Annotated in this window: 14 protein-coding genes and 1 tRNA gene; 9 read left to right on the forward strand and 6 right to left on the reverse strand. The window is 62.8% G+C overall.

Annotated features, from left to right (window positions below; genetic code table 11):
- The first annotated feature begins 164 nt into the window (after nucleotides 1–164).
- From BN1143_RS22390 to hypA, 8 genes are all read left to right on the forward strand, one after another.
- Nucleotides 165–256 (forward strand) — tRNA-Sec (locus BN1143_RS22390).
- Nucleotides 257–525: 269 nt separating this feature from the next.
- Complete coding sequence (selA, locus tag BN1143_RS10725) at nucleotides 526–1,953, forward strand: L-seryl-tRNA(Sec) selenium transferase (RefSeq protein ID WP_042050609.1); 1,428 nt, start codon at nucleotides 526–528, stop codon at nucleotides 1,951–1,953.
- 4 nt (nucleotides 1,954–1,957) lie between these two features.
- Complete coding sequence (gene selB, locus BN1143_RS10730) at nucleotides 1,958–3,841, forward strand: selenocysteine-specific translation elongation factor (RefSeq protein ID WP_042050611.1); 1,884 nt, start codon at nucleotides 1,958–1,960, stop codon at nucleotides 3,839–3,841.
- Complete coding sequence (gene hypF, locus BN1143_RS10735) at nucleotides 3,838–6,276, forward strand: carbamoyltransferase HypF (protein WP_042050612.1); 2,439 nt, start codon at nucleotides 3,838–3,840, stop codon at nucleotides 6,274–6,276. Before selB ends, hypF begins: the two co-directional genes overlap by 4 nt.
- Before the next feature lie 5 nt (nucleotides 6,277–6,281).
- A complete protein-coding gene (locus BN1143_RS10740; RefSeq protein ID WP_040065728.1) occupies nucleotides 6,282–6,533 on the forward strand; it encodes a HypC/HybG/HupF family hydrogenase formation chaperone in 252 nt (83 codons plus the stop codon).
- Nucleotides 6,527–7,639 carry a hydrogenase formation protein HypD gene (gene hypD / locus BN1143_RS10745; RefSeq protein WP_042050613.1) on the forward strand — a complete coding sequence of 371 codons (1,113 nt, stop codon included), beginning with the start codon at nucleotides 6,527–6,529 and terminating at the stop codon, nucleotides 7,637–7,639. Before BN1143_RS10740 ends, hypD begins: the two co-directional genes overlap by 7 nt.
- Before the next feature lie 85 nt (nucleotides 7,640–7,724).
- Nucleotides 7,725–8,729, forward strand: coding sequence for a hydrogenase expression/formation protein HypE (gene hypE / locus BN1143_RS10750; RefSeq protein ID WP_042050615.1), 1,005 nt, complete (start codon nucleotides 7,725–7,727; stop codon nucleotides 8,727–8,729).
- Nucleotides 8,730–8,798: 69 nt separating this feature from the next.
- A complete protein-coding gene (gene hypA / locus BN1143_RS10755) occupies nucleotides 8,799–9,140 on the forward strand; it encodes a hydrogenase maturation nickel metallochaperone HypA (protein WP_042008198.1) in 342 nt (113 codons plus the stop codon).
- Here the strand turns inward: hypA and BN1143_RS22765 are convergent.
- Complete coding sequence (locus tag BN1143_RS22765) at nucleotides 9,118–9,492, reverse strand: hypothetical protein (protein ID WP_231570583.1); 375 nt, start codon at nucleotides 9,490–9,492, stop codon at nucleotides 9,118–9,120. The genes hypA and BN1143_RS22765 overlap by 23 nt on opposite strands.
- Between BN1143_RS22765 and hypB the strand changes: the two genes are divergently transcribed.
- Nucleotides 9,373–10,221 (forward strand): hydrogenase nickel incorporation protein HypB, encoded by an 849-nt coding sequence (hypB, locus tag BN1143_RS10760; RefSeq protein WP_197069866.1) that lies wholly within the window; start codon nucleotides 9,373–9,375, stop codon nucleotides 10,219–10,221. The genes BN1143_RS22765 and hypB overlap by 120 nt on opposite strands.
- 340 nt (nucleotides 10,222–10,561) lie before the next feature.
- Here hypB and BN1143_RS10765 read toward each other — a convergent pair whose 3' ends face one another.
- The 5 genes from BN1143_RS10765 to BN1143_RS10785 are packed head-to-tail and all read right to left on the reverse strand — an operon-like array spanning nucleotide 10,562 to nucleotide 15,410.
- A complete protein-coding gene (locus BN1143_RS10765) occupies nucleotides 10,562–11,203 on the reverse strand; it encodes an ATP-binding cassette domain-containing protein (protein WP_042050701.1) in 642 nt (213 codons plus the stop codon).
- Complete coding sequence (locus BN1143_RS10770) at nucleotides 11,203–11,991, reverse strand: ATP-binding cassette domain-containing protein (protein ID WP_042050618.1); 789 nt, start codon at nucleotides 11,989–11,991, stop codon at nucleotides 11,203–11,205. Before BN1143_RS10770 ends, BN1143_RS10765 begins: the two co-directional genes overlap by 1 nt.
- Nucleotides 11,985–12,800 carry an ABC transporter permease gene (locus BN1143_RS10775; RefSeq protein WP_042050619.1) on the reverse strand — a complete coding sequence of 272 codons (816 nt, stop codon included), beginning with the start codon at nucleotides 12,798–12,800 and terminating at the stop codon, nucleotides 11,985–11,987. Before BN1143_RS10775 ends, BN1143_RS10770 begins: the two co-directional genes overlap by 7 nt.
- Nucleotides 12,790–13,794: an ABC transporter permease gene (locus BN1143_RS10780; RefSeq protein ID WP_082038517.1), complete on the reverse strand. Its 1,005-nt coding sequence runs from the start codon at nucleotides 13,792–13,794 to the stop codon at nucleotides 12,790–12,792. Before BN1143_RS10780 ends, BN1143_RS10775 begins: the two co-directional genes overlap by 11 nt.
- Complete coding sequence (locus BN1143_RS10785) at nucleotides 13,779–15,410, reverse strand: ABC transporter substrate-binding protein (protein WP_042050620.1); 1,632 nt, start codon at nucleotides 15,408–15,410, stop codon at nucleotides 13,779–13,781. Before BN1143_RS10785 ends, BN1143_RS10780 begins: the two co-directional genes overlap by 16 nt.
- Nucleotides 15,411–15,515 lie beyond the last annotated feature (105 nt).

Consider the following 15,515-nt stretch of genomic DNA (forward strand, 5'->3'; position numbering starts at 1 on the left):
ATATGAAAACGCCCGATGCTAAATTAAAAACATCGGGCTAGTTGCCATGAAATTGATATAAATCAACGCGCAGACATTTTTCATAAAATCGGACAACTTGCTATTTTTAAACATAAAAAAGCGTTGCCAGTCACGAAAAATTGCCACAAAATGGTGGCCATTGCGGAAGCTGATGGGGTCTGGTGGCCTCCTCGGTCTTCAAAACCGATGAGAGCCGAGAAGGCTTTGGCAGGTTCGATTCCTGCCTCTTCCGCCAAATTTCATATATTGGAGAGAAACCGTCAATTCTGTCTAAGACTGATTGGCGACCGTTTCATATATTGTTAAAACAAGGCGCCTGTCGCATTGCCAATATAATCTGAATGCGCTCCAACACGCTTATTACTCTGCTCAACAATTAATTTATCCATTCGCCTTTTTTATTAATTCATGAATGGTGGACAGCAGCAAACAAGCAGCGTTGAAGCGGCTTTCCTCCGGCAAGGCGGCGTGCATGTCACTCCCACGCACAGCCCGGGTCATCCCATGCCAACTCCGTCTGACGTATCCTCCCTCGCCCCCAGCGCCTCTTATGCCGCGACGCCAGCAAACCAGCGCCGCTTGCCACAAGTGGAACAGCTGCTGCAGCAACCTTTTCTCGCAGGGTTTATCGAGGCGCTGAGCCGCCCGCTGGTGACCCAGGCGGTGCGTGACACCCTGAGTGAACTGCGCCAGAGCGAGGATTTTCGCCAGCACGGCGTCGCCCCCGAACGCCTGGAAGCGCTGATAGCCAAACGCTGCCGACAGCAGTTGCGCCAGCGTCAGACCCGGGTCATCAACGCCACCGGCACCCTGGTGCACACCAATCTGGGACGCTCGCCACTCAGTCACGAGCTGTGGGACGAGGTGCGTGACCTCAACACCGGCTACAACAATCTGGAGCTGGATCTCGCCACCGGCAAGCGCGGCGGGCGCAAGGGGCTGATCGCCACTTTGCTCACCTGCCTCACCCAGGCCGAGGATTCGCTGGTGGTCAACAACAACGCCGCTTCGCTCTTTTTGCTGCTGCAGGAGGTGGCCAAGGGGCGCGAGGTGATCGTCTCGCGCGGCGAGCAGATCCAGATTGGCGGCGGCTTTCGCATCCCCGACATTCTGGCCCTCTCCGGCGCCAAGCTGGTGGAGGTGGGCACCACCAATATCACGACCGCCAAGGATTACCTCGATGCCATCACCGATCAGACCGCGCTGGTGCTGATGGTGCACAGATCCAATTTTGCCATTCGCGGTTTTACCGAATCCCCCGATATCGGCGAGCTGGCCCGCGCCCTGCCCGAGCAGGTAGTGCTGGCGGTGGATCAGGGCTCGGGCTTGACCACGGAGGAGTTTGCACCGGACGAAACCTCGGTGCGCCAGTACATCAAGGCGGGGGCGGATCTGGTCTGCTACTCCGGCGACAAGCTGATGGGCGGGCCCCAGTGCGGCATCATCAGCGGCCGTGCGGACCTTATCAAGCGGTTGGAAAAACACCCCATGATGCGTACCTTCCGCTCGAGCCGCATCATCCACTCCCTGCTGGAACGCCTGCTCATCCACAAGCTCAACAAATCCCCCATCGGCGAAGGTATCGCCCAGCGCACCTTGAGCAACCCGGCAGCCATGCAGGCGAAAGCCTCCCAGCTGATGACCGCCCTGCCCGGCTGCTTTGTGCCGGTTCCCGCCCAGCTGGTGGTGGGCGGCGGCACCTTGCCGGACGAGTTTTATCCAGCCCCTGCGCTGGAGTGCACCGACCCGCGTCCGGCCCAGCAACTGCTGGATACCCTGCGCGAACTGCCAGTACCGGTCATCGCCACCGTACGCCAGCAGAAGGTGCTGCTCAATATGGCCACCCTGCTCGACGAGGACATGGAGCTGCTGATTACCCAGCTCAAAGCGCTGCTGTTGCCCACCCCGACCACAGCGACCGAGGAGCCCTGATCCCATGACCCCCTATCGCGCCGTTATCGGCCTTGCCGGCCACGTGGATCACGGCAAAACCCAGCTTATCAAGGCCCTCACCGGCATCACCACCGCCCGTGCCCATGAGCAGGCCATCGGCATGACTCAGGATCTTGGCTTTGCCCACTTCGACGACGGTCAGGGCAACACCATAGGCGTCATCGACGTGCCCGGCCACGAGCGCTATATCCGCAATATGGTGGCGGGGCTCTGGAGTCTGGATCTGGTGCTGCTGGTGATCGCCGCCGACGAGGGGTGGATGCCGATGACCGGCGATCACCTGCGCCTGCTCAAGGCGATGGGGGTGCCGCGCCTCTTGGTCTGCATCAACAAGTGCGATCTGATCTCCCCCGACGAGCTTTTACTGCTTGAAGAGAGCCTGCTGGAGCGGGTGATGGACGAGAGCGGCATGGTGCCCGACATCGTCAGCGTCAGCGCCAAGACCGGCGCCAATATGGCTGCCCTGCACGCCGCCATCGTGCGCCAGCTGGGGGATATGGCCGAGCATCATGCCCCCCGCGAACAGGCCGCCCCGCGCCTCTATGTAGACAGGGTCTTTACCGCCAACGGCACCGGCACCGTCCTCACCGGCACATTGCAGCAGGGCAGCCTCAAGGTGGGGGACAAGCTGCGCCTCTACCCCGCCGATCGGGAAGTGCAGGTGCGCTCCCTGCAGGCCTATCACCAGAGCGTCGACGAAATCGGCGCCGTCTGCCGGGTGGCGGTGGGCCTTAAAAAAGTGCCCCACAAGGAGGTGGCCCGCGGCCACTGCCTCACCAGCACTGGCGGCCAGTGCGAGGCGGCCACTCACCTTATCGTGCGACTGAACGAGGTCGGCGGCAGCATCCGGGAACAGCGCAACCGCGAGGTGGAAATCGCCCTCGGCAGCTGGCACGGCCGGGCCCGTTTTGTTCCCATCAAGGATACCCGGCTGGCACGGCTGATCTTTGCCAGCCCCATTCCCTGCTTCTTCGGTCAGCCGCTTGCCATCATTCGCCACGGCAGCAGCGAGCTGTTGCACGGCGCCCGCATCGTCTGGTGCGGCGACATCCATCCCGCCAGACGCAAGGCGCTGCACGCCCTGCTGGGCGAGCTGCCTGATGACTTGGAGCGCTACAACCCCGCAGCCTTGCAGCTGGGGCTCAATGGCTATGTGCTGGCCAGCCGCTTTGACCAGCAGCCAGAGCAGGTCACCCCCCTCGGTGACTGGCTGCTGGATAGCTGCTGGCTGGCCCAAAACCGCGACCAGCTGCTCGCTACCCTGGCCAGCGAACCGCTGAGTGCCGCCGAGCTGGCAACCCGCTTTGGCATCGCCCTGCCGGTCATTCAGGCCCTGCTCCAGCAGCTCAAGAGCGAGCAGCTGGTTCGCCTGCACCATGACAAGTGGCAACCGGGCAGCGGCGAGTCGGAAGATGATCTGGGGGAAGAGGCACAGCTGGTGCTCAAGGTGGTGCGAGATCAAGGCAAGGAGGGTTACGAGCCCGGTAAACTGGGCCCCGGCGGCGTGGCGCTGGATCCCTTTATCACCCAGAAACTGCCCACCGCCCTGCAGCAAGGCTTGCAACAAAAAGGCGCGTTGCAAAAGCAGCTGCGCAATCTGGCGCGACTCAAGTATCTGGTGCAGCTCGATGGCCCCATCTACTACGACGCCGAGCTTTACAACCAGATGGTCGCCGCCGTGCTGGCGGGCCAGCAGGTGGGAGATCTGATCGACATGGCATCCCTCAAGGAGATCACCGGTTTGTCGCGCAAATACGCCATTCCGTTCTGCCTGCGCATGGAGATGGATGGCTGGGTGCGGCGCGAGGAGAACGAGCGCCGGGTGCTGCGTCTGCCAGCCACTCAAGATGAACTGGAGCTGGCATGAGTGCCACCATCGCCCCCTCTGGCTCTTCCAATCCTGTGGCCAACCGGCTGCGCCGGGAATTTCATATCGACGGCATCGTACAGGGGGTCGGCTTTCGCCCCTTCGTCTATGGGCTGGCACTGCGCCACGGCCTTGCCGGTTATGTGTTGAACGATGCCAACGGCGTCACCATTGGCGCCGAAGGATCGCCTGAGCAGCTCGCCACCTTTGCCCGCGAACTGCGGGAACTGGCGCCGCCACTTAGCCGAATCGATCACTTCAGCGAGCGGGAACTGCCCCTCGCTCATGATCCCGACTTCGATGGCCAATTTCATGGCCAGTTTCGAATTAAAGCGAGCCAGCAGCAGAGCGCCGCCACGGTCGCCATCTCGCCGGATCAGGGGATGTGCGAGGCGTGCTCCAACGATGTAGCCAACCCCGCGGATCGCCACCACCACTACCCCTTTACCAACTGCACCCACTGCGGCCCGCGCTACACCATCATCCGCAGCCTCCCCTACGACCGCCCCCATACCGCCATGGCGGGCTTTGCCATGTGCCCGCGCTGTGCGGCGTCCTATGAAAACCCGCTGGACAGACGCTACCACGCCCAGCCGGTGAGCTGCCCCGAGTGCGGGCCGCATCTGACCTGGCGCAGCGGCAATGGTGATGCCCTGGCCGAGCGCGAGGGTGCCCTGCAAATGGCTGCCAGCGCCCTGCAAGCGGGGGCGCTGATTGCGGTCAAGGGGATGGGGGGTTATCACCTGATATGTGATGCCCGCAATGAACGGAGTGTTGCCAGATTGCGAACGCTCAAGCGGCGCGCGCGCAAGCCGCTGGCGGTGATGATGGGCTCCCTTGCCGAGGCCAAATTGCATGTCACCGGCTGCGAAGAAGAATGGCAACTACTCGCCTCTCAGACCAGACCCATCACCTTGCTGCGCAAGCGAAAAAACGATGATCGGCTCTCAGAATCGCAGCAACCTGCAGCGCCGCTGGCCGAGGGGATCGCCCCCGGCATCCCCTACCTCGGGGTCATGCTCCCCTATACCCCGCTGCACCAGTTGTTGCTGGATGCCTGCGCCATGCCGCTGGTGGCCACCAGTGCCAATGGTCGCGGCAGCCCGATCCTTATCGAGTACGAGGCGGTGGTCAGGGAACTCGGTAGCGAGATTGACGGCATCCTGGATCACAACCGCCCCATACTGCACCCGTGCGACGACAGTCTGGTGCAGTGGGCAGGCGGGCGGCGCCAGACGTTGCGGCTGGCCCGGGGCTATGCCCCCTGCACTCCCAGCCTGCAAGAGGCGGTCAAGGCGCCGCTTCTTGCAGTCGGGGCGCAGCAGAAGAACCAGCTGGCGATCGCCTTCGGCCGCCAGCGCATCTACAGCCCCTATATCGGCGATCTGCACAGCCTGCCGATGCAGAATCACTTCGAGCAAACCCTGGCGACCTTTCGCGATCTCTACGCTCTCAAGCCCGAAGTTCTGGTCTCGGATTGCCACCCGGGCTACCTCAGCCACCAGTGGGCCAAGGGCTATTGCCGCGATCACAATGCAACCCACCTCGAGGTGCAGCACCATCACGCCCACCTGCTGGGGGTGATGGCCGAGCACAACATCAGGGGCCCTGTTCTGGGGGTTGCCTTCGACGGCACCGGCCTTGGGGATGACGGCACCCTCTGGGGTGGCGAGCTGCTGCTGGCCGATGTGAAGGGCTTCGAGCGGATTGCCCACCTCACTCCCTTCAAGCTTGTCGGCGGCGAGGCGGCCATCCGCGAACCGGTACGCCAGCTGCTGGGGCTGCTGTTTGAATCGCACAGTCCTGAGGAGATCAGCGCCCTCGATGTTCCGGCGATCAAGCAACTGCCCCTTGAGCGGATCAGCAACCTGCACCAGCTCTGGCAGCTGGGTCGCAACGCCCCTTACACCAGTTCCATCGGCCGGCTGTTCGATGCGGTGGCGGCGCTCTTGGGGGTGATCGACACCCCGGATTACGAGGGCGAAGCGGGGCTCCTGCTGGAAGCGGCCGCCTTGCAGCTGGCCCCCGATGAACAGCGCTTCCCCCTCGCCTTTGATCTCAGCCAATCAGCGGAGGGGCCACTGCATATCGAGTGGGCAGAGCTGCTCAATACCCTTGTCAGCGAGCGGCGAAAAGGCACCTCTACCGCCCGCCTTGCGGCCGGCTTTATCCGTGCCATCAGCAATCTGGTCATCGCCTTAGCCGAGCGCTTCCCCGGCTATCCGGTGGCGCTCGGGGGCGGCGTCTTTCAAAACCGGGTGCTGATGGACGAGCTGGTACCCGGCCTAGAAGCTGCCGGCCGGCAGGTATTGACCAGCGAAACCCTGCCGCTCAATGACGGTGGCATCGCCGCCGGTCAGCTCTGGTTTGCCATCCACCATCTTGCCACGCATCAGCCTGTCACCACCGGTTGTGCCACCTTGTCGGAGTCCTGAAATTCATGTGTCTATCCATTCCCTCTCAGGTGGTGCAGCTGCACCCCGAAGATAACTGCGTCACCGTCGACACCCTGGGGGTGCAGCGACGCGTCAGCTGCATGCTGCTCGAAGAGCCTCTCCAGGTGGGCGACTATGTGCTGCTCCATATCGGCTTTGTGATGAGCAAGATTGACGAAGAGGAGGCGCAGGCCAGCCTCGAGAGCTTCCGCCAGATGGTGGCCCTGATGCCCAAACAGGATATCTTGCCATGCTGACCTTGAATGATCTCTTTCAGGGCTTTCGACAGCCCGAGGTGATCCGCGCCCTCGCCGCTCAGATCACTGAACTCGCCAACAATCTGCCCGAGCCGCTGCGGGTGATGGAGGTGTGCGGTGGCCATACCCACACCATCATGAAGTACGGCCTGCACCAGCTGTTGCCGGCCAGCATCGAGTTTGTCCACGGCCCCGGCTGCCCGGTCTGCATCATGCCCAAAGAGCGCATCGATCAGGCCATTGAGCTGGCAAGCCAGCCCAGCGTCATTCTGGTCACTCTGGGGGATATGATCCGGGTGCCGGGCTCCAAGGGTACGCTGGCCCAGCAGCGGGCCAAGGGGAGCGATATCCGCCCCGTCTATGACCCCCTCGACGCCCTGCGCATCGCCCGTGAGAACCCGGAGAAAACCGTGGTCTTCTTCGCCATCGGTTTCGAGACCTCTACCCCGATGACAGCGGCACTCTTAGCTGCTGCGGAAGAGCAAGGGGCCCTGAACCTGCTGTTTCATATCAATCATGTGCTGGTGCCCCCCGCCATTCATGCGGTGATGGCCGACGGGGTGGCCAAGGTGAACGCCTTTATCGGCCCCTCCCACGTCAGCGTCATCACCGGCGCCGATATCTACCTGCCTATAGTCGATCGCTATCAGGTGCCGGTGGTGGTGAGCGGCTTCGAGCCGGTGGATGTGATGGAGGCGCTCTTGATGATGGTGCGCCAGAAGGTGGAGGGTCGCTACGCGCTGGAGGTGCAGTACAGCCGCGCCGTCACCGCCAGCGGCAATAAAGCCGCCCAGCGGCTGGTCGAGCGCTTTTTCGAGACCCGCGAGCACTTTCGCTGGCGAGGTCTGGGGGATATCAACGCCTCCGCCCTGCGCCTGCGCGATGCGTTTGCCAGGCGCGATGCGGAGCGTCACTTTGCGCTCAATCAGACTCCCATCGATGACCACAAGGCGTGCCAGTGCGCCGATATCCTGCGCGGCCTGGCCAAGCCCAACCAGTGCAAGGTCTTCGGTCGTGGCTGCACCCCGACCCAGCCCATGGGCAGCTGCATGGTCAGCTCCGAAGGGGCCTGCAATGCCTACTACCGATATATGGGGATCCAATGAGAGAAATTCAGTTAAGCCACGGCGGTCGGGTGATGAGGAGAGATGAACCAGCCTGTTTCTGCAATTTTGTGGAGAACCAAACCCGATGAGAGAAATCCAGTTAAGCCACGGCGGCGGCGGCGTGGAGATGAATCAGCTGATCAACCAGCTCTTCTTTCGCCACTTTGGTAACGAGATCCTGCTGCGCGGTGAAGATGCCGCCCTGCTGCCGGTAAACGGCCCCATCGCCTTCACCACCGACAGCTTTACCGTCTCGCCGCTCTTCTTCGAGGGGGGCGATATCGGCAAGCTGGCCATCGCCGGTACGGTCAACGATCTCGCCATGATGGGGGCCAAGCCCGAGTATCTGAGCTGCAGCTTTATCATCGAGGAGGGCTTCCCCTACGCCGATCTGGCCCGCATCGTCGAGTCGATGGCGGCCGAGCTCACCAAGAGCGGCGCCCATATCGTCTGCGGCGACACCAAGGTGGTGCCCAAGGGAGCGGCAGACAAGATCTTTATCAACACCAGCGGGGTCGGCACTTTCCCGCAGCCTGAGCAGAGCCGGGGCATCTCGGTACGCAACCTCAAGGCCGGTGACGCCATTCTGGTGTCGCGGGATATCGGCAGCCACGGCGCCTGCATCCTGATGGCCCGCGACGCCCTGCAACTGGGCTCTGATCTGAAAAGCGACTGCACCACCCTCTGGCCACAGGTAGAAGCGCTGCTGCAGGCAGGCATTACCCCGCACGCCCTGCGCGATGCCACCCGCGGTGGCCTTGCCGCCGTGCTCAACGAGTGGAGCAGCGCCTCCGGCGTTGCCATCGAGCTGGAGGAGTCCGCCATTCCGGTGTGCGATCCGGTGCGCGGCCTCTGCGAGCTCTACGGTTTCGAGCCCCATGATCTCGCCAATGAAGGAACCATGGTGCTGGCCCTGCCTGCCGAACAGGCGCAGGACGCGCTGGGTATCTTGCGGCAATTCAACCCCGCTGCCAGCCAGATCGGCGTGGTGCAGGCGAGCGATCGCCACAAGGTGATCCTCAATAACCCCTGGGGTAGCCGCCGTTATCTGGAGCTGCCGCAGGGTGAACTGCTGCCGCGGATCTGTTGAGCAGCCATGCCGTTCCGTCAATTACAGGGAGGAGTCACTGATCCTCCCCATATCGGTTAAGGAGCCATCATGCACGAAATGTCTCTGGCCATGGCCGCCATCGATCTGGCGGCTGAACAGGCCACCCAGCGGGGCTTTACCAGGGTGACCGCCCTCTGGCTCGAGGTCGGCAGCTTCTCCTGCGTCGACCCGAACACCATTGCCTTCTGTTTCGAGGCCGCCGCCAAGGGCACCGCCGTCGAGGGGGCCCAGCTGCACTTTCAGCACCAGGCGGCCGAGGCCTGGTGTTACGACTGCAACCAGACGGTCACCCTCACCGAGCGCGGGCAAGCCTGCCCCGAGTGTGGCGGATACAAATTACGAGTCGCGCAAGGGAACAGCCTGCGCATCACCGACATCGAGGTAAGTTGATATGTGTAGCGTATGCGGATGCGGCCAGGCGCGGATCGCCGGCCATGAAGATGATCACGACCATGAACACGCTCATGAACACCACCATCACCATGAGCACGACCATCATCATGCTCATGACGCCCATCACCATCATGACCACGAGCAGAGCGCACCACGCACCCTGATCATTCACCACCACTACCACCATCAGGGGGATGTCAATCACCACTACCACGGGGTGCGGGCTCCCATGGGCCATGAGGGGCATGATCAGCCTCATGAGCACCACCATGATCACCCCCACGACCATCATCATGAACATGCCCACTCTCATGACCACGGCCATTCCCACTCGCATCCCCATGACCATGACCATGACCATGACCATGACCATGACCAGGATGATCTGCACTACGGCAAAGGGGAAGCCGGATTATCGGTGCCCGGCATGGGACAGCGCCAGCTGATCGCCATCGAGATGGACGTGCTGGCCAAGAACAACGCGCTGGCGGCCCACAACCGCGAGCACTTCACCGCTGCCGACCAACTGGTGCTTAACCTGGTGTCGAGCCCGGGTTCAGGCAAGACCACCCTGCTGTGCGAGACCCTGCGCCGGCTTGAGAGACAGCGCCCCTGCGCCGTGATCGAGGGGGATCAGCAGACAAGCAGTGATGCGGATCGCATTCGCGCCACCGGCGTCCCTGCCGTGCAGATCAACACTGGCAAGGGCTGCCATCTGGATGCCAAGATGGTGCACGACGCCTGCCACCAGCTGCCCGCCAATCCCGGGGGCATCCTCTTTATCGAGAACGTGGGTAACCTGGTCTGCCCCGCCAGCTTCGATCTCGGCGAGAAGTACAAGGTTGCGATCCTCTCCGTCACCGAAGGGGAAGAGAAGCCGCTGAAATACCCGGACATGTTCGCCGCCGCCCAGCTGATGGTGATCAACAAGATCGATCTGCTGCCCTACGTCAGCTTTGACGTGGCCCGCTGCATCGAGAACGCCAAACGGGTCAACCCCTATATTCAGGTGATCCAGGTCAGCGCCACTACCGGTGAAGGGATGGATGCCTGGTTGAACTGGCTGGCTACGGCCTGAACCTGAACCGGTTAAACGCCGCTGATAACGGTAGAAAACAAGATAGGGAGGCTGATGCCTCCCTCTCTTTTATCTGCACACCTCCTCAGCCGCCCTAACTGTTCGGAGTAGCCAGCGTCCCACACTCGCGTCCCCTCACCCCAGGGAGAGGGAACCGGTTCGTGGATGCCGCGACTATACGACGCCCTCAAACCCCTCAGGGGGCTTCGAGCATAACAACCAGCCATATTTTCAAACCCCGAGGTTCTCCAAACCCTAAACCCCGAGCCTGGCGAAATGGCACCTTCTGCTCCCTTCTCCCCTTGCGGGAGAAGGGCTGGGGATGAGGGGGAACCAATCCTCAGGCCGCATTTTCAGCTAATACACCAGTCACGGGCTGCATCTCGCCAAAGCGCAGCACCCGATGGCAGATCTGGCGCAATAATGCCTGTTGGTGACAGAAGACAAGCATGGCGAGCCCGCGCTGCTCGCACTCAACCATCAACTCCCGCCAGAGCTGGCGCTGAATTTGCGGATCCAGCTGGGCAGTCACCTCGTCGGCAATCAGCAGACGGGTGCGAGGATCGAGGGCACGCAGCAGTGCGATGCGGGCCAGCTCGCCACCTGAGAGCTGACCGGGTTTACGGCCGAGCCACTCAGGCTTGACCATAAAGCGGGCCAGCATGGCGTCATCGGGGCGCCATACATCCCACAGCGCCTGCCCGGTGGTGCGATAGGGATTGAAGGTGAGCTCCGGGTGCTGGGGCACCAGCTGGATGGGGTTATAACCTTTTACCCGTTCAGGCACAGGCTGCCCATCCAGCAGGATCTGCCCGCCAGCCCGAACCGGTTGCCAACCGGCCAATACCCGCCCCAGGGTGGTCTTGCCATGGCCGCTCGGCGCAGAGATGCCGAGCCGCTCGCCCGCCTTCACCGTCAGCGATAACCCCTGCCAGAGGGGACGTTCCCCCTGGGCGATGGTGAGATCTCTTATTTCCAGCATCATGAAACCTCCGGCGCAGAGAAGAGAGTATTGAACTCGGGCAGTGCCTGCCAGTGGGCGCGGAGCATATCGCTCCCCTGTCCCTGGCGCAGATGGTGGCAGCTCAGGGTGTCGCTCACCTGGCCCTGATGCAGCGCGACGATGCGATCGGCAAAACGGGCCGCCAGCGCCAGATCATGGGTGACCCAGAGGATGCCGCTGCCCTGATTGGCCAATTCACGCAACTGGCTGAGCAGCTGGCAGGCCAGCCCCTCGTCGAGCCAAGCGGTGATCTCGTCTGCCAGAATGTAGCGGGCACCGCCGAGGGCTGCGGTGCAGGCCAGAATACGCTTGGCCATGCCGCCGGAGAGCTGGCGCGGGAATCTGTCCAGGGTGGTCGCGGGCAGCTGGTAGCGCAACAGTTGCTCGCCGAGCCGCTCGCGAGAACCGCTCTGGCCGCACAGACGCGCCGCACGTCCCAGCTGACGCTCCACCGTCAGCAGCGGATTGAGGGCGCTCACCCCCTGCGGCACATAGCAGAGGGTGTGGCCGCGCAGACGGGCCCGGCTGGCGTCGCACAGGGGCGTGCCATCGAGGGAGATGCTGCCGCGCATCCGCAGATTGTCCGGCAGCAATGTCAGAGCGCTTTGCAGCAACAGGCTCTTGCCCTCGCCGCTCCCCCCCACCAGCGCCACTATCTCCCCCGGCGCCAGTTGTAGACTGATATCGGTCAGCAAAGGCTGCCAGCTGCGCCGCCCCAGCCAGGAGTAGTGGGCCGCCTCTATGGTCACCTGATCAAAGCTCAGCATGGTTCACTCCTGTGCCACAGCAGCTGTTGCAAGGCGCGAGTGGCCTGATCAAACAGCAGTACCAGCAGCAGCAACATCAGTCCCGGGAAGAGGGCCAGCCACCAACCGCCACCGGCCAGATAACGCAGGGCATCGGCCAGCAGCAGGCCCAACGAGGCCTCGTGGGCCGCCAGACCAAAGCCGAGAAAGCTCAAGGCCGCGCTGTGCAGCACCGCATGGGGAAACATCAGCAAGGTGCCGATAAACCACTGGGGCAACAGCCCCGGTAGCAGGTGGATGCGCCAGCGACGTAGCGCCCCCATCCCCTGACAGCGGGCCAGCACCACATAGTCGCTGCAGGCGATCCGCCGCGCCTCGGCGCAGAGAATGAGTGCCATCTTGGGCCAGTGGGTGAGCGCCACCGCCAGGATCACCCCGCGCATGCCGCCCCCCACGGTAAAGCAGATCAGGATCAAGAGCAGCATATGGGGCAGCGCCAGCATGGCGTCGATCACCAGCCGCACCGCCGCATCACATCTGGGATGAATGAGCGACACGCTGGCCGCCACCATGGCCAGCAACCCGCTACAGAGCGCAGTGCTGATGCCAAGCTCCAGACTGGTGAGGGTGCCCTGAAAAGCCCGCAACCAGAGATCCCGCCCCATCTGATCGGTGCCGAACCAGTGGGTCAGCGAGGGAGGTTGCTGGCGCGCCAGCAGATCCATCGGCACATCCTGATGAGAGAGGCTCCAGCCGTAAGTGGCCAGCAGCGCCAATCCGAGCAGGGCAAAAACCAGCCGCAGTATGGAGGGAAGCGGATTAAACAGCATGCTCGCCCTCCCAGCCCCGATTGATGCGGGCCAGCAGCAAACTGGCCACCGTGTTGCCAATAAAGACCAGCAGGGTGCAGAAGAGCACGATTCCCATCAGCAGGGGGATATCCCCTCTCAGCCCCGCATCCACGGTGGCCTGGCCGAGCCCCGGGTAAGAGAAGACCTTTTCGGCCAACAGCGATCCGCCAATCAGCTCCCCAAGGGAGGCAAACTGCAGGCAGAGCGCCGGGGTCAGAGCGTGGCGCAGCACATGAAAACGCAGCATGGGCCAGCCGCCATCCCCCTGAGCACGAGCGTAGCGGATAAAGTCGCTCTCCAGCACCTCGGCCACCCGCCCCCGGGTATGCAGGGCGATATTGCCCACCCCGAGCAGCGCCAGGGTAGTCACCGGCAGCAACAGATGGCGCAATCGCATCAACCAGTCCGCTTCATCGGCAGAGAGCCCCGGCGTCCAGGCGCAGCAGACCGGCAACAGCGGCCAGTGCACCGCAAACAGGGCGAGCAGCAACAGGCCGACCCAGAAGGTGGGCAGGGAGGCGAGCAGGTAGGCAAAACGGCAAATCAGGCGATCGGGCCAACGATTGAGATAGCGACCGGCGCAGAGGCCCAGCAAAATCCCGAAAAAACCGGATAGCAGCCAGGCGCCCGCCAGCAGCAGGAAGGAGGCGGCAAAGCGCTGGCCTATGACTTCACCCACCGGTGCGTTGTAGAGCATGGAGTAACCGAGATCCCCCCGCAGCACCTGGGTAAACCAGTGCCAGTAGCGCAGCCAGAGCGGCTGATCCAGCCCCCAGCGGGCGGCGATGCGGGCGTACTGCTCGGGCGGCACATGGAGCAGATCGCTCCCGATATAGGCCTTGATGGGATCGATGGGGGAGTAGCTCAGCAGCACAAAGGTGGCAACAGAGACCAGACACAAGAGCCCTGCCAGTCGCAGCAGGGCTTTCAGAGTGGCAGTCATCATGGTGGACGAACTTAGCGGCACGTCCACCGCCAATCCTGCAGGTTGTTGAGGAGTGACCAGCTACCGTGGATTTCCGGCGCCCCCTTGCCAAGGTCGATGCAGCGGTTGGCGAGATAAGTGTGCTGCACATTGAGCAGCCAGGCCCAGGCGGCATCCCCCTGCACCCCGGCGCCACGCTTGCCATCCCACTCCACCTGCTGCCAGAACGGCACGGCAGCCTGCCAGTTGGGGGCATCCAGCGCCTGCTTGAGGTGGCCATCCACCACCGGATTGCTGTAATAACCCGGGTTGTAGAACTCCACGCCACCGGAGCCGCTCTGGTAGTGGTGATAGAGCTCCATGGGATCCAGACTCCCCCACCCCATCAGCACCGGATTGGCGTGCATCTCGCGCTCCACCTGCTCCCAGCTGCCGGACTTGAGGCTCACCTCGAGGCCGATGGGTTTGAGCATGGCCCGCACCGCTTCCGCCAGATCCCGGCGGGTGCTGTCACCGCTGGTGTACCAGAGGGTAAAGGCGGCGCGCAGATTGCCTTTGTGGCGAACGCCGTCGCTGCCCATCTTCCAGCCTGCCTCATCGAGCAGGGCGTTGGCATGGGCGGCATCCCCATCCTTGAAAGCGGTGGCTTTATTCAGCCAGGGCAGGCCTTCTACCGCGCTGTAGGCGGGGATGGCATGCCCTTCCAGCAGCTGGTCGGCCAGCAGCTTGCGGTCGATGGCGTAGTTGATGGCGCGGCGCACAGCCACGTCAGAGGTCACGTCGTTGCCGATGGGATAACCCTTGGCATCCTTGCCACCCGCCGGAGGAATGGGGAAGACGATGCCGCGGTTCTCCACGCTCGGCCGCACCCACAGCTTGAGGGAGGCAGGCACGGTGGGCGCCAGTGACGGGGCAATGCGCACTAGGTCGAGCTGGCGGCTCTGGGCGGCAGCATAGGCGCTCTCTTCATCGATAAAGACAAACACCAGCCGCTTGAAGTCATTGCTGCCGCCGGCGTAATGGGGGTTTGCCTCCACCACCAGCTGCTGGCCGGGCAGGAAGCTCACCAACCGGTAGGGGCCGGCGCCGACGGGATGGCGGGCGTAAGCTTTTGCGTCGTAATCCCGCTTCGACACGATGCCGAGCGATCCCAGCACGTTGACGAAGGTGCTCTGGGGGGCGCTCAAACTGATGGCCACTTCGGTAGGTGAGAGCACCTTGGCCGAGACAAAGTTGCCCATGTCGATCTTGCCGCCGCCCTGGGCTGCGCTGTTGTAGGTAAAGGCCACGTCTTCGGCGGTGAGCGGCGCGCCGTTGGAGAATGTCAGATCCGGCTTGAGGCGGATAAGCCACCCCTTGCCATCCTGGTTCGGGGTCACCGCCTGGGTGAGCACATTCTGCCAGCTGAGATCGGCGTTTTGCTTGAGCAGCGGGCTGTGCAGCAGCAGGTAGCTGCCGTGGCTCCAGCCAAGCAGCGGGTCGAACCCTTCGGTGGGCTCACTGCCAATGGCGAGCTTGAGTTCGGCGGGGACGGGCTGGGCAGCCAGCGCCATGGAAGAGAAACCGCCCGAGAGCAGGGCCAGCAAGGCGGCCGCCGTGACAGAGAGGCCTTTACGGCGGCCTGCGTTGCTGCCTGAGTGGCAGCCAAAGCATTGAATGGTCATAAGATCCCTTGTTCGTTTTACCACTCACTATCGAAAAACAGGGGCACGACAGAAGCGAGTGAGGGGCCAAAACGGCCCCTATTCTAAACCTGATTGCAGATGAGA

Origin of the sequence: Aeromonas dhakensis (assembly GCF_000820305.1) — a bacterium.
Classification (GTDB): domain Bacteria; phylum Pseudomonadota; class Gammaproteobacteria; order Enterobacterales; family Aeromonadaceae; genus Aeromonas; species Aeromonas dhakensis.